At 44.6% G+C, this 19,647-nt stretch carries 21 protein-coding genes and 1 other annotated feature; of the genes, 14 read left to right on the plus strand and 7 right to left on the minus strand.

Annotation, left to right across the window (positions count from 1 at the left end; all coding sequences use genetic code 11):
- Positions 1-11: 11 nt before the first annotated feature.
- The 5 genes from LHL20_RS11300 to LHL20_RS11320 all read right to left on the minus strand — a co-directional run bounded on the left by LHL20_RS11300 (position 12) and on the right by LHL20_RS11320 (position 3,796).
- The gene (locus LHL20_RS11300) at positions 12-344 is read right to left on the minus strand and encodes a hypothetical protein (RefSeq protein WP_226433398.1); all 333 of its coding nucleotides are present in this window, start codon (positions 342-344) and stop codon (positions 12-14) included.
- 166 nt (positions 345-510) lie between these two features.
- Entirely contained in the window at positions 511-1,242 is a 732-nt protein-coding gene (locus LHL20_RS11305) for a phosphatase PAP2 family protein (protein WP_226433399.1), read from the minus strand.
- 18 nt (positions 1,243-1,260) lie between these two features.
- Positions 1,261-1,587: a TVP38/TMEM64 family protein gene (locus LHL20_RS11310; protein ID WP_226433400.1), complete on the minus strand. Its 327-nt coding sequence runs from the start codon at positions 1,585-1,587 to the stop codon at positions 1,261-1,263.
- Complete coding sequence (locus LHL20_RS11315) at positions 1,568-2,875, minus strand: alpha-amylase family glycosyl hydrolase (protein ID WP_226433401.1); 1,308 nt, start codon at positions 2,873-2,875, stop codon at positions 1,568-1,570. Before LHL20_RS11315 ends, LHL20_RS11310 begins: the two co-directional genes overlap by 20 nt.
- Before the next feature lie 60 nt (positions 2,876-2,935).
- The gene (locus LHL20_RS11320) at positions 2,936-3,796 is read right to left on the minus strand and encodes a sulfite exporter TauE/SafE family protein (protein ID WP_264180903.1); all 861 of its coding nucleotides are present in this window, start codon (positions 3,794-3,796) and stop codon (positions 2,936-2,938) included.
- 226 nt (positions 3,797-4,022) lie between these two features.
- Here LHL20_RS11320 and LHL20_RS11325 point away from each other — a divergent pair, with 226 nt between their 5' ends.
- The 4 genes from LHL20_RS11325 to LHL20_RS11340 all read left to right on the plus strand — a co-directional run bounded on the left by LHL20_RS11325 (position 4,023) and on the right by LHL20_RS11340 (position 6,440).
- Positions 4,023-4,511 carry a DUF2244 domain-containing protein gene (locus tag LHL20_RS11325; RefSeq protein WP_226433403.1) on the plus strand — a complete coding sequence of 163 codons (489 nt, stop codon included), beginning with the start codon at positions 4,023-4,025 and terminating at the stop codon, positions 4,509-4,511.
- 82 nt (positions 4,512-4,593) lie between these two features.
- The gene (locus LHL20_RS11330; protein ID WP_159626303.1) at positions 4,594-4,839 is read left to right on the plus strand and encodes a DUF6482 family protein; all 246 of its coding nucleotides are present in this window, start codon (positions 4,594-4,596) and stop codon (positions 4,837-4,839) included.
- A gap of 159 nt (positions 4,840-4,998) precedes the next feature.
- Positions 4,999-5,571: a YSC84-related protein gene (locus LHL20_RS11335; RefSeq protein WP_202261935.1), complete on the plus strand. Its 573-nt coding sequence runs from the start codon at positions 4,999-5,001 to the stop codon at positions 5,569-5,571.
- A gap of 98 nt (positions 5,572-5,669) precedes the next feature.
- On the plus strand, positions 5,670-6,440 hold the full coding sequence (locus LHL20_RS11340; protein ID WP_226433404.1) for a ParA family protein: 771 nt from the start codon (positions 5,670-5,672) through the stop codon (positions 6,438-6,440).
- On the opposite strand, the gene LHL20_RS11345 is transcribed toward LHL20_RS11340, so the two are convergent.
- Positions 6,437-6,682 (minus strand): hypothetical protein, encoded by a 246-nt coding sequence (locus LHL20_RS11345; RefSeq protein ID WP_202261937.1) that lies wholly within the window; start codon positions 6,680-6,682, stop codon positions 6,437-6,439. The two genes, LHL20_RS11340 and LHL20_RS11345, sit on opposite strands and share 4 nt — an antisense overlap.
- A gap of 236 nt (positions 6,683-6,918) precedes the next feature.
- Positions 6,919-7,037: a sequence feature (His leader region), on the plus strand.
- A 51-nt stretch (positions 7,038-7,088) separates the two neighbouring features.
- Here LHL20_RS11345 and hisG point away from each other — a divergent pair.
- From hisG to LHL20_RS11390, 9 genes are all read left to right on the plus strand, one after another.
- Positions 7,089-7,991, plus strand: a complete 903-nt coding sequence (hisG, locus tag LHL20_RS11350; protein WP_226433405.1) for an ATP phosphoribosyltransferase — start codon at positions 7,089-7,091, stop codon at positions 7,989-7,991.
- A gap of 14 nt (positions 7,992-8,005) precedes the next feature.
- Positions 8,006-9,310 (plus strand): histidinol dehydrogenase, encoded by a 1,305-nt coding sequence (gene hisD / locus LHL20_RS11355; RefSeq protein WP_226433406.1) that lies wholly within the window; start codon positions 8,006-8,008, stop codon positions 9,308-9,310.
- Entirely contained in the window at positions 9,310-10,389 is a 1,080-nt protein-coding gene (gene hisC, locus LHL20_RS11360; protein ID WP_226433407.1) for a histidinol-phosphate transaminase, read from the plus strand. The genes hisD and hisC overlap by 1 nt, the downstream gene beginning before the upstream one ends.
- Positions 10,386-11,456: a bifunctional histidinol-phosphatase/imidazoleglycerol-phosphate dehydratase HisB gene (gene hisB, locus LHL20_RS11365; protein WP_226433408.1), complete on the plus strand. Its 1,071-nt coding sequence runs from the start codon at positions 10,386-10,388 to the stop codon at positions 11,454-11,456. The genes hisC and hisB overlap by 4 nt, the downstream gene beginning before the upstream one ends.
- Positions 11,456-12,097: an imidazole glycerol phosphate synthase subunit HisH gene (hisH, locus tag LHL20_RS11370; RefSeq protein WP_226433409.1), complete on the plus strand. Its 642-nt coding sequence runs from the start codon at positions 11,456-11,458 to the stop codon at positions 12,095-12,097. Before hisB ends, hisH begins: the two co-directional genes overlap by 1 nt.
- A complete protein-coding gene (gene hisA / locus LHL20_RS11375) occupies positions 12,097-12,834 on the plus strand; it encodes a 1-(5-phosphoribosyl)-5-[(5-phosphoribosylamino)methylideneamino]imidazole-4-carboxamide isomerase (protein ID WP_226433410.1) in 738 nt (245 codons plus the stop codon). The genes hisH and hisA overlap by 1 nt, the downstream gene beginning before the upstream one ends.
- Positions 12,816-13,628 (plus strand): imidazole glycerol phosphate synthase subunit HisF, encoded by an 813-nt coding sequence (gene hisF, locus LHL20_RS11380; RefSeq protein ID WP_014950033.1) that lies wholly within the window; start codon positions 12,816-12,818, stop codon positions 13,626-13,628. The genes hisA and hisF overlap by 19 nt, the downstream gene beginning before the upstream one ends.
- Positions 13,625-14,242, plus strand: coding sequence for a bifunctional phosphoribosyl-AMP cyclohydrolase/phosphoribosyl-ATP diphosphatase HisIE (hisIE, locus tag LHL20_RS11385; protein ID WP_226433411.1), 618 nt, complete (start codon positions 13,625-13,627; stop codon positions 14,240-14,242). Before hisF ends, hisIE begins: the two co-directional genes overlap by 4 nt.
- Before the next feature lie 377 nt (positions 14,243-14,619).
- Complete coding sequence (locus LHL20_RS11390) at positions 14,620-15,546, plus strand: LysR substrate-binding domain-containing protein (RefSeq protein ID WP_226433412.1); 927 nt, start codon at positions 14,620-14,622, stop codon at positions 15,544-15,546.
- 141 nt (positions 15,547-15,687) lie between these two features.
- Here LHL20_RS11390 and LHL20_RS11395 read toward each other — a convergent pair whose 3' ends face one another.
- A complete protein-coding gene (locus tag LHL20_RS11395; RefSeq protein ID WP_226433413.1) occupies positions 15,688-18,594 on the minus strand; it encodes a M16 family metallopeptidase in 2,907 nt (968 codons plus the stop codon).
- A 298-nt stretch (positions 18,595-18,892) separates the two neighbouring features.
- Between LHL20_RS11395 and lepB the strand changes: the two genes are divergently transcribed.
- Positions 18,893-19,531, plus strand: a complete 639-nt coding sequence (gene lepB / locus LHL20_RS11400) for a signal peptidase I (RefSeq protein ID WP_226433414.1) — start codon at positions 18,893-18,895, stop codon at positions 19,529-19,531.
- Positions 19,532-19,647 lie beyond the last annotated feature (116 nt).

The following is a 19,647-nucleotide window of genomic DNA, read 5'->3' on the forward strand; positions in this document are numbered from 1 at the left end:
GCAAGGTCTCTCTATCTTTCGAAATACGCATCCACCAAATCGGCCAATGTCTCATCTAAGCTTTCTTCGAAAGCATCAATATCAATATCAAAACTTCCCATGTATTTAGTTGCATTTTCACGAGACACCACTGCGTTTTTTATCTGAAACTCAAGCTCCGGCAGCGATTTGTCATACCGCGGTTTAATTGTCCAGCGCAAACAGTGACCATGTGTATCTTTAAGCTTTTGTTTTGCAAATACACAAAAGTCTTCCACAAAGTCTGCACCTTGTGGACCAAGGCATCCAGGCTCTATGCGATACATGACCAATAATTTCTTATATAAAGGAAGTCGATTTTCCATGGTAAATTCAAATAGCGTAAAACTATGATTATCGGAAAATGTTGGTTAGTTTGCCAGTGAGACATTGAAATACTTGCCCTTTTATCTCACATTCCATTTACCTCTCTACTCACCAAGCCCGCCGCAAAAAAAGCACTTTTGACAGCGCAATAAGCTGCGTTGCCATTTAAATGTTGTGCAACGCCGACTTGTCGTGAGACATATCATTGTCATCAGTTTCTTGCTCAATAGTGCCGGAAGATTGTAAGGAAGAGGCTATCATAAGCGATAAGATTGACCAGAATATCCCTACCGTCCAGCCTGCCAGTACATCCGACGGCCAATGCACACCCAAGTAAACACGGCTAATACCAATACTAACAGTAAGAAGAGCAGCGACAGACATCAAAAATACTTTTACGCGCTTTCTGCCTTCAATGAGTGAAAGTAAAGTACCCAAGGTAAAATAGACTAATGCCGACATAAGCGAGTGTCCGCTCGGAAAACTGTGGGTGTATACATAGCTGCCATGTGGCACAAGGTCGGGACGTGGGCGGTCGAAGCCATATTTAAGCGCAAAACTCAGTAAGGTACCCGAGACTATGGCCACCACAATAAAAAGCGCCATTTTGGGCTTCTTAATTAACAACAAATAGGCAGCTGACGCCAACGTAAAAAAGGTGAGAATACCGACCCCGCCTAAACCAGTGATGTCTCTCATCAGCTCTTCAACCCAATGCGCACCTACAGGGTCAGAGAGATCATCAGCGGTTCGAAACAACAATAATAGCTTTTCATCAACTGCTGCGGTGCCACCACTCACCACCATTCCTGCTAACTCCAAAAATGCCCATAGGCATCCTGCGAGTATTAATCCGCCTAGCACCATAGTCATATCAGGCTTCGTAAAACTTTTCACATTCACCTGTCTTTCTCCTTATGCAGGTGTTGCCGAGGCACGCTGCTTCTTTTTTGTATGCCTGTATGCAACGTAAGTTACTATTATACTAACGAGCAAACCGCCACCTAGGATCGCCCATTGATACGTTGGCGGATGAGCATCACTGTTTGGCATGGAGTTTCCGCCCACCCAACCAAGGTAGGTATAGAGGCTGACCAAAGGTAATTGCCCAATTAGAGTAGCCCACGCATATTGCTTAAAAGAAATTTCTGTTATGCCAAAGCCGTAGTTTTTTAGTACCGCAGGAATAAATGGGTTAAGTCTGAGTAAAACAACTTCGGATTCACCTAACCCAAATTTCAAACTGCCAAGGCGCTATTTTAGACACGCTGCCAGCGCTAAACATCCTACTCTCATTACTGACCCAGTGCGTATACTTGCCTTCAAACAATGGCTCTTCAAACGCTACCTCTACGTGGTCACTCGAGAAATTAATGACAACAAATACTTTCTCTGACTCGTTATGGCGCACGAAACTAAATACTCTATCCATATCTGAATTGGGTATTTGAATCATTCTTGCTCCATACTCGCCATTCCCTAATACGGTTTTAGACTGTTTAAGCGATATCAGTTTGCGGTACAAAGTGCCTATGGCATGCTCTTGCCATTCGATTGGATCACGCTCGAAAAACGCCAAGCGTTTAGTCTCGCCAGCTTCTTGGCCATTATGAATGAGTGGCATACCCTCCCCGATTACCGACAGCGCGATACAAGCTTCAAGAGCATCGCCAAATTGTTCTCGCTGGGTACCATCCCACGCATTTTTATCGTGATTACTTACAAACGTCATACGGTAAGCATTTAAGGGCCAACTGCGCTCGTTCCAAGAATAATATTTGCGCAGCCTATCTAGTGAACATTTCCCATGGGCCAGCTCGTGGAGGGTCTCGTTCCAGCTCCACGCGTATGTCATATTGAACGCTTTTTCATGAAGATCTCTATTTTCCCACTCAGCTAGCATGAACACAGGCTTTACCGAATCGAGTGCAGTTCTTGCCTGTTGCCAGAAATCATTGGGAACATAACCTGCCACGTCACAGCGAAAACCATCGATATCAAACGTTTCGACCCAGTACTTCATTGCGGCAATCATGTATTCGCGCAACCCTACTTGACTGTAATCAAACTCGATAATATCGCTCCAGTCCCACCAAGGAGATGGCCTGAAGTCGCCCTTGTAGTCCTTGGCGTACCATTGCGGATTTGATTCCACTAGCGGATTATCCCACGCGCTATGATTAGGAACCCAATCTATAATGACTTTAAGTGAAAGTTCATGCGCCTTTTTGATCAACGTTCGAAAGTCTTCTTCATTACCAAATTCAGGATTGATGGCGAGATAATCTTTTACGGCGTAAGGGCTACCTAATTTACCCTTTTTATTTTTTTCACCAATTGGGTGAATAGGCATCAACCACAGTATATCTGCCCCTAACGCCTTAATTCTCTCAAGTTGTTCGGTGACGCCTGAGAAGGAGCCTGATGCTGAAAATTGTCTTGTATTTACTTGATAAATAACGCTATGTGACGACCACGACGGTTGCTTAATGGAATAGAGATTTTGAGGTTCTATCGACTGTGCCTGCATAAGCGCTCCTTTATCGTTTTGATGTAAAGAATGGCGTGCGCACGCGAAGTGCGGTTGAATTTAAAATACGGGTAAGCTAGATATGCCTAGTATTAATACCCAGAAACCGAAGAATAGTTTCAGTCGTTGTACAGAAAATGCGAGGACTAAATACTTCGCTAACATTCCTCCAACAATAGCGCCAATGCCAGCAAATAACACCACTTCCCACACAACGGTATCGCTTATAAGGCCATGATATGGTAGAGCCGACCAAACGGTAAACGCAGATAAAATGACGGCAACAGCGATAGACATAGTAACGTTGAAACCTCGAATTATTAGGTATACTGCGACCAGTTCGCCTACCCCTACAGAAAGCCATGCTGTGATAACGCCACCAATAAAAGCTATTGCAGGAAGAACGAGAACATCTGTACGTGTGATATCTTTTTTAAAATGAGACCGTTTCATCATTGGGATCGAGGCAAATATGGCGACCGCCAGAAGCACGGAAAAGCTGCCAAACAACATATGCAGATTGCTTGCGCCACCCAATAAGTTGTTAAGTACCGCCTTGCCTTGCGTTGAAAATTGCGAAAACAAAATACCAATAATAGACGCAGGAATAGAAAGCACTAAGGTGCTAGGTAGTGCTTTCCAATATCCATCAAACTGATGTTGGCTTCGATAGTAATGCCACCAGGTAATTGCTCCCGCAGTCATACCGCAACACTGTATTGCGAAACTTGTGGCGACTATGGCTTGTGGGGAGAATGACAAATAGTTAAAAAAAGGAACGAAAATAACCCCCCCACCCGCGCCAGTAGAGTTGGCAAAAATAGCACCGACGATGCCAAGTAGAGAAAAAAGCCCGTACCCCTTCGCCAAATCGAGAGGGCTGGACTGGAAAAGCCATACACTCGCCCAAACTAATACCAGTAATATGGTTACCGACTTCTTCGATAAGTGCTTTACAACTAGTGCCACTCAACGTCCTCTTTGCTATTTCACTCAATGCTAACACTGAGTGATTTTCAATCTTTTTGCGACCTATCATTCGTATAAGGTCAGTACTATGTTTAAGGGTACCAAGAAGTGAGCTTGTAATGCACAGTAAAGTCGCTGATGGCTCACTATTTATACTACGCTTTTTTAATGAGCTAAGATGATAGAAATATCAACATTTGACGATAGCACTCAGCTTCGATTATCACCAAACCGCTCCGCGACATGGAAACAGACCAAGCTACTAATGCTTGGCTTTACCTGCTTTGTTGTTTCTATCGCAGTAGCTTGGACGCTTGTAGGCGCATGGGTCATTCTTCCTTTTGCGGGCCTCGAGGTGTTAGCACTCTCACTCATTATGTACTTAGTATCGAGAGCGACTTACCAGTGGGAAGAGGTTGTGATTAATAACGAAACGATAAAAATCATAAATTCAAAAGGCACACAACTTGTGTTTCAGAGATTTCATACCTCTTTGTTTTACATCGAAGATATTCACAACAGGCGTATCCCCAAACTTGTTTTTTCCACAACCCAGGCGAAGTGTGAAATAGGTGCGTTTTTGAACGAAAAAGACAAATCACTATTGCAGCATCACTTCTCTGAGGCAGGGATTATGGTGTGCAAAAACAAATGGTGGAATGGCTAAGCGGCCATGCATGACACAAAATTAATGATCATTTCCTCGCCATTGAACTAAAAATGTAAGTGGGACTAATGAGGGCACAATCATGAATTTATATATTGAATCACTAGAAGGTGGTAACTATTTAGCATCTACCGGAATGGGCGCAACACGTACTTTAGTGAGAGACAATAAAGCACAGCCAAAGACATTTCATTGTCTTAATGAAATTCGAGCGCATTTCGACAGCGAGTCGTTTGATCATGTTTGGCTTCGTCAAAACACGCCTTACGAAGAAATGGTTGGTCAACACGAGCGGCCAAGTCCTTTGGACCTCGAAATTGAATGGTAGCAAATCCGCGTTTACATTGACGGAATTTCATTGCCAACAAAACTAATTTGCACGTTTATTGCGTATATCCTTAAGAAAGCAACAGTTTGGGCATGGCCATCGCATCGACAGAGCAAAATGCTATGCCATAGACTTACTTCACATGCTAAGGAGAAATGCATGAAAAATAGCAAGTTAGCAATAAAAACACTTTTCGTAGCAGCGGTTCTTACGCTTGCTGCTTGTGCATCTATGGGCAACGGCACTGTCGCAGAAAAACGACAAGCGATCCTCGATATGCAAGATAATGCGTTAGCGCGACTTTACACCGAAAAACCAGACACCCGCTCGCAGATTAGAGACGCAGCCGGTTATGCCGTATTCACTAATGCCAACGTTAATGTCATTTTCTTTGCAGCAGGCACGGGATACGGCGTCGTTAATAATAATACAACGGGTGCCAAAACCTACATGAACATGGCAGAAGGTGGTGTAGGTCTTGGATTGGGCGCAAAAGATTATCGTATTGTAATGGTCTTCCACACACCGCAGGCGATGCGTTATTTCATAGAAAATGGCTGGACAGTGGGCGGCAACGCTGACGCCGCAGCTAAGGCGGGTAACAAAGGTGCATCAGCGGAAGGTGAAGGCTACCTTGGCAATGTCACCGTTTACACCATGACCGAAAGTGGCCTTGCACTACAAGCAACGGTCAAAGGTACAAAATTTTGGGTAGATAAAGAACTCAATTAATACTCACGATAAATGGCGCTTATTTTGGCGCCATTTTTCTTTTGCATATCATTAGTTACTTGGGCATATTTTGTACTACTCAGGTAAAAGGACTTTGTATGATAAGTGTAGTGTTCAATCAGAAAGGTGGTGTAGGCAAGTCAACGATTAGTACGAACTTGGCCGCACAGAGTGCCAAACTGGGTTACAAAACCCTACTGGTAGACCTAGACGCCCAAGGCAATAGCACACACTATGTGGGGGTTGATGTCACCGAAAACACGTTGACTGTCACAGATATGTTCAAGCAAGTCGTTGGTATTTTTAGAACACCTAAGAAACCAATAGAATTTGTTCACTCCTCGGCATTTGATAACTTGTTCGTAATGCCCTCTTCACCCGCGTTGGCGGAAGTAGAGAGAGAGCTTGAAACACGCTACAAGATTTTTAAACTTCGCGATGCACTTAAAGAATTGCGAAGCAAATTTGACTACATCTTTATTGATACGCCACCCAATTTTAATTTTTATTCTAAAGCAGCACTAATTGCAGCGGATGGTTTCTGTGTCCCGTTTGATTGCGATGACTTTTCAGCACAAGCTATCCATCGCTTGCTAGAAAACGTGATGGAATTGAAAAGTGATCACAATCCAGAGCTTATGTTTCAAGGTGTGGTAATAAACCAGTTCAACAGCCAAGCCAATTTACCCACCCAGTTAGTTAACCAGTTAAAAGAGCAAGGTCTGCCGGTTTTGGAGAATTACATAAGCGCGACTGTAAAAATAAAAGAGTCACATTCTAAACGCATTCCTCTGCCTTTATACTTGCCTAAACATAAGGTCAGTAATCAGATCGCCGCACTTTTTGAGGAGCTATATACCAGTCGCTAAACGTCAATATCAATATGCTTAAGCCCGCTACCGTCTTCGTTCTGCGAGCTTTCGCTGTCATACGATTTTTTAGAGGTTCTCTCAATGGCTTCAGCATGCTTCACATCTTGGGGTTGATCGCGATCTTCTTCTGAAAGATGGTCAGACTTTTTTGTTTTTTGCACTTTTTTCACGCGCTCATCAACTTCAACAGGTACCTTAGTGTTGCGCGGTAAAATTGGAAACAAAAGATCGTTACTCATACATTCCTCAACGTTAAATGGTACCTTTTCACCTAATCTTTATATCTGCTGACTAGTTCAAAAACATTAGGATCACAATCATTCATATCGAAAAGTTTTACTATATATACATTTATTTAGACCCATTGACTAAAAAGAGTTCACTTTAGCCTTGCAAATCGTATGTCAAAACGATAATGTTTCAGCCGTTCAGAATTAGGAATTAATTTTTTAGAAATGATTAACTGCGCAGCGATTCATCACCATCACCACAAAGCATAACCTTTCAGGTTCGTGCTGGAAGGTCTATGACTCCTTCCAGTGGCGCAGATAGTACAAATTCTCGACCCTCGGAAGGAAACTTCCGAGGGTTTTTTCGTTTAAGGCGCAATAAAAAGTTTAAATACAACGTGTAAGGAACGTTTCAATGAGTAACAGCAAAAGACTTCGAATTGCCGTACAGAAATCAGGCCGTTTAAGCGATGACAGCATCGCTTTACTGAAAGCTATTGGCATCAAATTAAACATTCGTGATCGCCTGCTGATTGCGCATTCAACGAACCAGCCTATCGATTTACTTCGCGTGCGTGACGACGATATTCCAGGCCTTGTTATGGATGGCGTTGTTGACCTTGGCTTTATCGGCGAAAACGAGCTTGAAGAAAAAATGCTCGAACGTAAAGCAGCCGGCAAGCCATTTGAGTATGAAGTACTACGTCGCTTAGATTACGGCGGTTGCCGACTATCAATCGCAGTACCTAATGAAATGGCATATGAAGGCATTCAGTCTTTAGAGGGTAAAAAAGTGGCCACCACCTACCCTTACCTACTTGAGCGCTATTTCAAAGACCAAGGTATCAATGCCAAAGCCGTAATGCTTCAAGGTTCAGTAGAAGTTGCTCCGCGCGCTGGTGTAGCTGACGCTATCTGTGACTTGGTATCAACAGGCGCAACGCTAGAAGCGAACGGCCTTGTTGAGAAAGACGTTATTTTCCGCAGTAAAGCAGTATTAATTAAACGCGCTGACGGCGAATTAAGCGACGAAAAAGAAACGCTGGTTAATCGCTTAATGCCGCGCGTTGACGGTGTATTGCTAGCAAAAGAAAGCAAGTACATCATGCTACACGCACCAAAAGCCTATTTAGAGCAGGTAAAAAGCTTACTTCCAGGTGCTGAAAACCCAACCGTATTACCTCTTGCTGGAAATGACGAACAAGTGGCTATCCACGTGGTGTCTACAGAAACATTGTTCTGGGAAACCATGGAAAAGCTTAAGGCACTTGGTTGTAGCTCGATTCTTGTAATGCCAATCGAAAAAATGATGGGCTAAAAAGGCAGGCAATTATGATTACTTGGTCATCTCTTTCGGCAAATGAGAAAAAACAGGCGCTAGCCCGCCCGGCTATGGCCAATAGCCAACAGTTAAAGCAAACCGTGGGCGACATTATCGCCCGCGTTGAAGCAGAAGGCGATGCGGCAGTACTTGATTATACGCGTAAATTCGATTGCCCAGAACTCACCAGCTTGGTGCTTTCGCAAGACAATATTGATGCCCTTGCTGCTAGGGTGACACCTGAGGTAGCAAGCGCTATCGACACAGCGTTTAACAACATAAAAACGTTTCACGAAGCGCAGATGCCAAGTGACATCGCGTTAACCACGACACCAGGCGTTAAATGCGAGCTTCGCTTTACGGCTCTTGATGCCGTAGGACTTTATATTCCAGGCGGAAGCGCGCCATTACCGTCTACCGTATTAATGCTAGGCGTGCCTGCATTAGTGGCGGGTTGTGAAAATAAACTACTTTGCACTCCGCCCAACACAGAACAGCTTATCGCGCCTGAAATTGCGTATGCGGCAAGAAAGTGCGGTATCGACAAGATATTTTTGTGTGGTGGCGCTCAGGCCGTTGCCGCTATGGCTCTTGGTACAGATACTATTCCTCAGGTCGATAAGATTTTTGGCCCGGGTAATAGCTTTGTGACAGAGGCCAAACAACAAGTTAGCCAGCGCGCTGATGGTGCTGCTATTGATATGCCGGCGGGCCCATCAGAAGTGTTGGTACTTGCTGACGACAACGCAAACCCTGAATTTGTGGCAGCAGACCTGCTGTCTCAAGCCGAGCATGGACCAGACTCACAAGCGATTTTGGTATCAAACAGTGCCAAGCTCATTGAAGAAGCCAAAGCTGCTGTTGAACGTCAACTATCCACATTGTCTCGCGCAGACATAGCTCGCCCAGCTATGGAAAATGCGCGTTATATTTTAGCCGATTCAATTGAGCAGGCCATTGAAACAAGCAATGCCTATGCGGCGGAGCACTTGATTGTACAAGTCGAAAATGCCCGTGATTATTTGCCCAAAATCAAATACGCAGGCTCTATTTTCTTAGGTCCTTGGTCACCTGAATCTGCTGGCGATTATGCATCAGGAACAAATCACGTATTGCCTACCTACGGCTATGCTAAGAATTATTCTAGTCTTGGCCTGTTAGACTTTATGCGCCGTTACACAATTCAAGAGCTAAGTGCAGATGGCATGCGCAATTTAGGCCCTGCGATTATGGCACTAGCGGCAGCAGAAGGTTTAGATGCACACGAACAGGCCGTTGCACTTCGTATGCAGGCACTTAAGCAAGGAGACGCCTAATGTCGGCACTTATCGATAACCTAATTAACGACAACTTAGTGCCTTTAAAGCCCTATGAGTCGGCACGTCGCTTGTTCTCTGGTGGTCAAGACTGGCTTAATGCTAACGAGTCACCCTATGCAAACGATTATAGTGTAAATAGCAGTAACTTTAACCGTTATCCATCGTGCCAGCCTGAAGCGGTAGTCAATGGCTACGCAAGCTACGCTGGGCTTGATAAGTCACAGCTAATCGTTACCCGCGGCGCCGATGAAGGCATTGAATTACTTATTCGTACCTTCTGTACACCGGGTAAAGACAACATTCTTATCTGCCCGCCAACCTATGGTATGTATGCGATTAGCGCTGAAACCTGTGATGTGGGCATCAAAAAAGTACCGCTTAATGACGACTTTAGCCTTAACGTAAATGCGGTTTGCGCTGAAGAAAACGTGAACGTGATTTTTATCTGCGCGCCGAATAATCCAACCGGGACACCGGTTGCTCGCGAAGACATTAAAACCGTGCTTAATCACTTTGCCGATAAAGCGTTGGTTGTGGTGGATGAAGCATACATTGAGTTTGATGCTGATAACACGTGGGCAAATGAAATAAACAATTACCCGAACTTGGTGGTGCTTCGCACGCTGTCTAAAGCATTTGCATTAGCTGGCCTTCGCTGCGGCTTTACGCTTGCCCAAGCAGCGGTGATTGAAGCGCTATTGAAGGTAATTGCACCCTACCCTATTCCAGAGCCTGTCGCGCAAATTGCCGCTCAAGCGCTTTCAAAAGAGTCACTAGCATTACTTGAACTTCAAGTCGCTACCATTAATCGCGAAAAAGAAGGGCTAGCAGAAGCACTTAAAGCTGTAGATGGCATTGAATTAATAGGTGATAGAAGAGCAAACTTTATTTTGTTCCGCTATGAAAAGGCGCCGGCTTTAATGCAATACCTAGTAAGCCAAGGCATGCTCATTCGCGACCAGTCAAAACAGCTTAACTTACAAAACTGCTTGCGCGTGAGCATCGGTACTGAAGAGCAAAATCAGCGCTTAATGCAGTTAATTAACGAATTTAAAAATAATGAGGACGCGGCATGAGTCAGCAAGCCATTTTATTTATTGACCGCGACGGCACACTTGTTGAAGAGCCGCCAGTAGATAAGCAATTAGATAGTTTAGAGAAGCTTGTTTTCGAGCCAAACGTTATTCCTGTGCTACTTAAGCTTAAAGCAGCTGGGTTTAAACTCGTGATGGTAAGTAACCAAGACGGGTTGGGTACAGACAGCTTCCCACAGAAAGATTTCGACAAGCCTCACAACGCCATGATGGCCGTATTTGAAAGCCAAGGTGTAGTGTTTGACGACGTGCTTATTTGCCCGCACTTTGATGCTGATAATTGCACATGCCGTAAGCCGAAGCTTGGCCTAGTGCAAGAATACTTGCAGCAAGGCAAAGTGGATTTCACCCGTTCATTTGTGATTGGCGACAGAATTACCGACGTTCAGCTTGCCGAAAACATGGGTATTCGCAGCTTCCAATACAACCGCGAGAGCCTAAACTGGAACGATATTCAAAAAAGCTTGTTAGCGTCTTCACGTATTGCAGAAGTAGTACGCACCACCTCTGAAACCGATATTCGCGTTCGAGTAGATTTAGACTCGCAAGCTAAGTCTACAATTCAAACTGGCATGGGCTTTTTTGACCACATGCTCGACCAAATTGCTACCCACGGTGGTTTCGAGTTAAACCTGACTACTGATGGCGATTTGCACATTGATGATCACCACAGTGTAGAAGATACCGCGCTTGCACTAGGTGAAGCGCTTAAAAAAGCGCTGGGCGACAAACGGGGTATTGGTCGCTTTGGGTTTGCTTTGCCAATGGATGAGTGTCGTGCGGAATGTATCATGGATATTTCTAACCGCCCTCACCTTAAATTCGATGCTGAATTTAGCCGCGATCAGGTAGGTGAAATGGCCACAGAAATGGTACCACACTTCTTTTACTCGCTTGCGCAAAGCATGGGGTTATCGCTGCACCTTTCCACCAGCGAAGGCAATGCACACCACCAGGTAGAAAGCTTGTTTAAGGTATTTGGACGTGCGCTTCGTCAAGCTATTACACGCCAAGGCGATGTACTGCCAAGCAGTAAAGGAGCGCTGTAATGTCAGTGGTAAATACCAGCCAGCGACAAAAAATAGTGATAGTGAACACCGGGTGCGCCAACATTTCATCAGTGCGCTTTGCGCTTGAACGCTTGGGTGTTGAAGTAGGCGTATCTGACGATGTAAACGTAATAAGAAGCGCTGACAAAGTGTTTTTACCCGGCGTAGGTACCGCCGCTGCAGCCATGGCAAGCATCAAGCAAAAAGCGCTTGTGGACACCCTTCAATCGCTGACCCAACCTGTATTAGGCGTGTGTTTAGGCATGCAACTTATGGTTGAAACCAGCGCCGAAGGTGGCTTTCAAGGTACAGGCAACATCGACTGTTTAAACCTTATGCCCGGGCACGTGGCGCGCATGGAATCGAAAGGCGTGCGCTTACCTCATATGGGTTGGAACACTGTCTCTCATAACAGCAGTCACAACAACCAAAGCTTGTTCAAAGGCATCCCACAAGATACGTACTTTTATTTTGTGCATAGCTTTGCCGTACCTGAGTACGAGCACACGCTTGCAAGCTGTACTTACGGCAACGCATTTTCGGCCGCTATAAATAAAGACAATTTTTACGGGGTGCAATTTCACCCAGAGCGTTCTGGCGAGGCCGGAGCACAACTACTGACTAACTTTGTGAACCTATAATGATTATTCCAGCGATTGATCTTATTGACGGACACGTAGTGCGCCTTTATCAAGGCGACTACGAGCAAAAAACCCAATACGAACTGGACCCAGTAGATGTGGTTCACGACTATGCCGACCAAGGTGCAACCTGGTTGCACATTGTTGACCTAACTGGCGCCAAAGACACAACTAAACGTCAGCTTTCACTTATTAAGTCTATGGTCGACACCAAGCGCATGAAGTTTCAAGCAGGCGGCGGTATTCGAAGCGAAGAGGAAGTGGCGCAATTGCTAGAAACGGGCGTAAGTCGCGTAGTAATTGGTTCTTTGGCAGTAAAACAACCCGAGCTTGTGAAGTCTTGGGTAGAAAAGTACGGCCCAGAGCACATTGTACTGGCTCTTGATATCAATATTAGCGACACCGGTGAAAAGCTTATTGCTACCCACGGCTGGCAAGAGAATTCTGGCGTAGCCCTTGAAGGCTTGCTTGAAGACTTCGCTACTGTGGGCGCAAAGCACGTACTGTGCACCGACATTAGTCGCGACGGCACACTGCAAGGCGCGAACACCCAACTGTATCAAGAAATGGCAGCCCGTTTCCCACATGTTAGCTGGCAAGCGTCGGGTGGTATTGGCAGCATCGCTGATATTGAAGCGCTCAAACCCACAAACGTTGGCGGCGTTATTTTAGGTCGCGCATTGCTTGAAGGTAAGTTTACGGTAAAGGAGGCTATCGCATGTTGGCAAAGCGCATAATACCGTGTTTAGACGTACGCGACGGCAAAGTGGTTAAGGGCGTTCAGTTTAGAAACCACGAAATCATTGGCGACATTGTGCCTCTTGCCGAGCAATACGCAAAAGCGGGGGCCGATGAGCTGGTATTTTACGATATTACCGCAAGCTCTGATGCCCGCGTAGTGGATAAAAGCTGGGTAAGCCGTATTGCACAGGTTATTGATATTCCGTTTTGCGTGGCAGGCGGCATTAAAAGCATTGAAGACGCTGGGCGCATTTTGGAAATGGGTGCGGATAAGATTTCAATTAACTCCCCTGCCCTTAACAACCCAGACCTTATTAACCAGCTGCACGATGTTTACGGTCAACAGTGCGTGGTGATTGGTATCGATAGCTTTTATAACGAAGCCACAGACCAATACGAAGTGTACAAATTCACCGGCGATGAAGCCCGTACACAAAAAAGCCAGTGGCAAACCATCGACTGGATTAAAGAAGTGCAATCGCGCGGAGCAGGTGAAATTGTGCTTAACTGCATGAACCAAGACGGCGTGCGCAAAGGCTACGACGTAAAGCAGCTGAAAGCCGTACGCGATGTATGTGAAGTGCCGCTAATTGCATCAGGAGGTGCAGGTGAAATTGCCCACTTTACTGATGTGTTTCAACAAGCTGACGTAGATGGCGCACTGGCGGCATCGGTATTTCATAAAGGCATTATCAACATTGATGAGCTAAAAGCAGAATTAACTAGCAATGGCGTTGCCATGCGCAAGCGTCACGGATTAACGGCGCAAGCAGAAGGAGTAAACCCGTGATCATTACTAATGACAATAGCAATAAGCTAGCGTGGGACAAAATGGATAACCTGTTGCCTGCCATTGTGCAAGATGCACTATCAGGTAAGGTATTAATGCAGGGTTACATGGACCAAGACGCCCTAGCAAAAACCCTTGAGACGGGTAAAGTGACCTTTTTCAGCCGCTCAAAGCAGCGCCTTTGGACTAAGGGTGAAACGTCAGGCAACACGCTAGATTTAGTGAGCGTTGCCTGCGACTGCGACCAAGATTCACTGTTGGTACTTGCTAACCCTAATGGACCAACATGCCACACTGGCGTTGAAAGCTGCTGGTTTGACGGGAACACGCCGGCATTTACCTTTCTTGCAGACTTAGAGCGAATATTGGCTGCCCGCAAAGATGCCGACCCCAAAAGCAGCTACACCGCAAGCCTATACAACAAAGGCATTAAGCGAATAGCACAGAAAGTGGGTGAAGAAGGCGTTGAAACCGCATTGGCTGCCACCGTACACGACAAAGAAGAACTGAAAAACGAAGCCGCTGATTTGCTGTATCACCTAACAGTGTTACTTCAAGCTAGCGACATGTCGCTAAACGACGCACTTGATGTACTTCGCGAGCGTCATAAGTAAAGGTTTTACCTAGCACAACCTTGTACAGCCATATGGTATACACATGCGATGGCCTTTACAGGGTTGTGCTAACAACTTTACCCGCAGCATTATTTAAACGCGCTCCACATAGATAAGTTTAGCTTATTTCCAATATGCACTAAATATTCACTCATACGCTGTCTAACTTTAAATCTATGCTCGCTCACAAGCGCAATAAAACGCTTAGCACCTTTAAATTGGCCTACCTTACTTTTCATACTACTCAGCACACTAGTTAACATTGTCACACCTACCTTCTGCCTGTTCATCGAGTGCTCAGCATCCTTGATTTGTCTTTACTTCACCAACGATAAAACCTAACCTTTTATATAAGGTAAACTTATATAAATATTCATATGGACAGACGTCTACGATGGTTAAACAATTTACTGTGTTTTGAAGTAGCAGCGCGGCATCAAAGTTACAGTAAAGCCGCTGAAGAACTCTTTGTCTCTCAAGCCGCAGTGAGTCAACAAATGCGCTTGCTCGAGGAAAACATTGGCGCGGCTTTATTTAGACGACAAGGACGAAAAATGGTACTTACCTCACAAGGAAAGACATTACTTCACGCCTGTCAGACAGGCTTTTCAGAAATTGTTAATGGGTTAAATCAAGTTCAGGAAGAGCCTATTCAAGGGAGCCTGACCATAAGCTCAACACAAGCCTATTGCGCGTTGTGGTTACTGCCCAATCTTTACGACTTTTTTAACATTCACCCCGAAATAAATATCAACGTGCAAGCGTCAAATCTATGTGAAGATTTACATGAAGGTAACGTCGATGTCGCCATTCGATTTAGCACGTCTACTTCGGCACTTCAAAAAGAAGGGTTAGTTGTTGAGAAAATTGGTGAGAATGGCGTCGTTCCAGTTTGCTCTCCGTCATTTGCAAGAGACAAACAAATACATAGCACTGAAGACTTAGTAAGAACGCGTTTGCTGGCGTTACCCATGAGTGACAAGGTTAATTGGGAGACGTATTTTGAACACGTTCAAGTGGATACAATGAAAAAGCCTCTTAACAAAACTGAGGTCTCTTCAAGTGATCTGGCGCTAAGTGCAGCACTGTCGAGCCAAGGCGTTATGTTGGCTTCTGATATGATGATTGGGCAATACATCAAGTCAGGCCAACTTATTGTGCCTGTCAATATACCTCACCCAGTCAGGTGGAAATCACACATCATTTATCTTGAACACTCTTCTAAGCACAAACGCATAACGCTTTTCTGCAATTGGCTAAAAAGGAAGATGTGGCAACACGAAATGGGCCTACCTGCCCATTGAAGTAACAGCGTGTTGCCGTTTGCAATAGGTATTTGCCGGGTCACACGCTCTGGTTAAGCGAAGGCTTGCAACTTCAATTAAACGTGCACAATTACGACATGTGCTAAAGTGCAGTTATTGAGCAAGCCTTTATGTGCTCTTTTACTCTTTAGTTTCGTTTAGCAATACAGGCTCTCCTAATCCGAGCGCCTTCAGACGCTCAAATTGTGTTGCCTTATCACCAACCACCAAATAAATCATTTTGTCTGGATGAACATAGTTTTGATACAAACGCTTCATATCGTCAACCGTCAACGCTTTAACTTGCTGCTCGCGCTGCATTACGTAATCGTCAGCAAACCCAAGGTCGCTAATGTTACCCACTACATTTAGTTTTGCGCCCAGTGTTTCAAAGGCACGCGCGTTAGACTTAAGCGTAAAGCCCTTTGTCACAGACAAATCTTCAGCTGAATAGTTGCTCCCGAAAGACTCCAAAATATCGCGTATGGCTTCAATGGCTTCCAACGTTACGTTTGAGCGAACATTACTTCTTAAAGCGAATACGCCTGTATTCTTATCACTAGAGAATCCAGAATAGATTCCGTAGGTATACCCTTTGTTTTCACGCAATTCCTGCATCAATTGAGAGGCAAAACCACCACCGCCTAAGCGGTAGTTCATGACACTGGCAACATAACTATCTGGGTGAGACACAGAAGGTGCTGGATGACCAAAATATAGCACTGACTGCTTCGCGTCGGGCACGTCATAAAAATAAACCTTGGCTTTTTCAGGTAACGCAACTTGAGATACTTCAGGTAACGTTACCGCTTTCGCCTTCCAGTTTGTGTTTAAATTAGCCAGTGCGCTACTTACCTTCGACTGCGAAATATCCCCCGCTACATGAAGCTTGGCTAAAGTAGGCGTAAAGTTTCGCTCAAAATACTGCTTTAAATCACTCACCTCAATGGCGGTTACGCTGTCGACTGAACCAATAACAGGTTGCGCCAATGGATGCTCTTCACCATAGAGAAGCTCACCAAACTCCACCGACGCGATTGCAGCTGGATTTGCTTTAATCTGTTTAATCTCATTGATGACATCATCTTTGGCAAGATCGAACTCTGTCGCGTCGAATCGTGGGGTAAGTATGACTTGAGAAACAATATCCATCACTTTATCAAAGTGCTTTGACAGTGAAGTACCGCTGATAACAATGGCGTCATCGGTCGCTTGTGCGTCAAGTGAAGCGCCAAGCATCTCTATTTCCTGCTCTAACACTTCAGGTGCCTTACTTTGTGTACCTTTAAGCAAAATACCAGACAGTAGATTAGCGACGCCTGTTTTATCTTGTGGGTCAAGTAGCATGCCGCCATCAATCTTAAGCTCAAACGCGACAAGCGGCACTTCGTCATTTTCTATGCCAGCTAGGTGAATGCCAGAGTCTAGCGTAGTTTGCCACACCACCGGCGGTGTAATGGTAACTTGCTCACCATATGGTGGCTCTTTGCTTCTGTCGAAACTAGATGGGGTGCGTTCGTAGTCAGCAGTGATAGACGCATCAAAGCTCTCTTCTGCACCTGCCACAATTTGCTCTTCAACCACTGCCGCTTCTAACGAGTTATTAAGCACCAGAGATTCTTGGCCTTTTGGCACAAAGCTAGTTGCAACAAACGGCTTATCTTTTATATATGTGTTGTAAACACGCATGACGTCGTCAGCACTGACTGACAATATCTTCTGCACATCTTCACTGATGTACTGTGCCCCACCTGCAAAAATTTCGTATTGGGCCAGTTGGAATCCCTTACCAAGAACACTTGATAGCCCCTGATAGAACCCTGTTTCTTGCCCAGCTTTGATACGAGCTAAATCTTTTTCAGCAATACCGTCTTTTTCAAACGCTGCAAATGCATGGTTAATCGCCTCTGCAACCTTATTCAAGTCAGTGTCGTTGAACGCCATGACTTGTAGCTGCATTTGACCTGCTATTTCAGAATCATAACCATACATATAAACATTGCTGGTGAGTTTTTTCTCATCAATTAGCACCTTGTTTAATGGCGCGTTTTTCCCCTGCGCCAAGTACTCGGATAGGACTTCTAATGCATAATAATCAGGGTGATATTCTGGCACCGTCGGCCAAACCATAGTTAGCATTGGCGCTTGGGCAAAGTTGTCGACGTGAAAGCGTTTCACTGTTTGAGTTAACGCAGCAGGTTGCTGTGCTAAGGGTTTTATACTGTTGCCAGCAGGAATTTCACCAAAGTAATGCTCTACCCACGCCTTGGTCTGAGCAATATCTATATCCCCAGCAATGGTTAGAACTACATTATTGGGCACATACCATTGATTAAAGAATTCTTTCACATCAGCTAGCGTGGCGTTTTGAAGGTCTTCTAGCGAACCAATTACCTGCCAACTGTACGGATGACCTTTGGGGTACAAGTTTTTATCAATGACATATTGATTGTGGCCGTAAGGACGGTTATCAACGCTTTGACGTTTTTCATTCTTGACCACCTGTTTTTCTTTCGCAAGTACAGGTTCTGTCACGGTATTAATGAAATAACCAAGCTTGTCGGCTTCTGCCCAAATCATTTTTTCTAAGGCATCAATAGGCACAGTTTGATAATAGTTAGTGCTGTCCCTACTGGTCGACCCGTTAGCACCAGAACCACCAATGCGCGCACTTAGTTTATCTAGTCCGCCTTTTCCTAAATTCTCTGACTCCAAGAACAACAGATGCTCGAACAAGTGTGCAAACCCCGTTCTTCCCTCTTTTTCTCTAGCAGAGCCTACATGCGCTGTTAATGCCACGGCAGCGACAGGATCAGAACGGTCAACGTGTAGAAGTACAGTTAAGCCATTATCAAGAGTAAATCGTTCAAACTCGACATTGAACGTCGCTGAACTTTCAACGGTGGTTTCCACTTGAGAGGTTGTGGTTTTAGAAAGAGATTGATCAGAGGTTAATGGTTTAGCGGTATTTGAGTGACTACAGCCTGCTATTGACGCTACTAATGCAGCAGCCGCTAGCCCGGTAAAAATTTTTGAGCGTTTAAACATGGTTCCGCTTCTTTTGTCAGTAAAAGCGTTAAGAATTAACACAAAGCCTTGTAGCAAGCTACATTGGCAATAATGATTAAGTTACTGTTCTATAAACGTTCAAACAAATATTCACTAAAGACTTTATCATTAACCCATTGTTTCAACGAGATTTTAACTTTCTTGGTACGTTTATAGCGGCCATTTTAAAGACAGCTGGGGACATTGACACGAAACATATCCTTACATTTTGCTATGAACTGATAAACACAATTAACGTCCTACATCGAGATTACCTATTACACAAGGCTGCATTTAAATGTTGAACGTAAAAAAATACGTAAAAGAAAACCTCACCTTTATATTGTTTATTGTTTTGATGTTCTCCTTTAGAAGCAGTGTTGCAGATTGGTATCACGTTCCGTCAGGTTCAATGGAGCCCACTATCCAAGTAGGCGATCGCGTCGTGGTAGACAAAATGGCGTATACACTTGATATTCCCTTTACTGACATCAGCGTTGCAAATACTGGCTCAGTGAAACGTGGCGACATTATCATTATTGACAGTGAAGCAGCACAAACTCGTTTGATTAAGCGCGTGGTTGCAGTGCAAGGAGACAATATCGCTTTGCATAGTAATGTGCTTCATATAAATGGAGAGAAATCGAAGCTTACACCGCCTAACGAACACGTGTTTCGCGAGGACATCTTATCAAGTTCCCGTACCATTGCTTTAAGCCCAATTAACAGTCCTGCTTCAAGTTTCGACGACGCTATTGTGCCTGAAGGTTATGTAGTGGCTATGGGAGACAATAGAAATAACAGTGTAGACTCTCGCTATTATGGCTTTATTCCACTTTCAGAGATTAGGGGTAAAGCCACTTCGATCGCCTTTTCCGTAGACAAAGAAAATGCTTACCTACCGCGTAAAGAACGCTTTTTCGTTGCATTGGAGTAACCTTAGTTACTCCTACTACTTTCTGCTCAAATACTTTCTTTCCTTGTACTTAGTAATACATGGTTTACACACTTTGTAACTAAGTGTCACATCTTTCCTTACTTTCACTATTGCAA

The organism is Alteromonas sp. McT4-15, from assembly GCF_020515205.1.
Classification (GTDB): Bacteria; Pseudomonadota; Gammaproteobacteria; order Enterobacterales; family Alteromonadaceae; genus Alteromonas.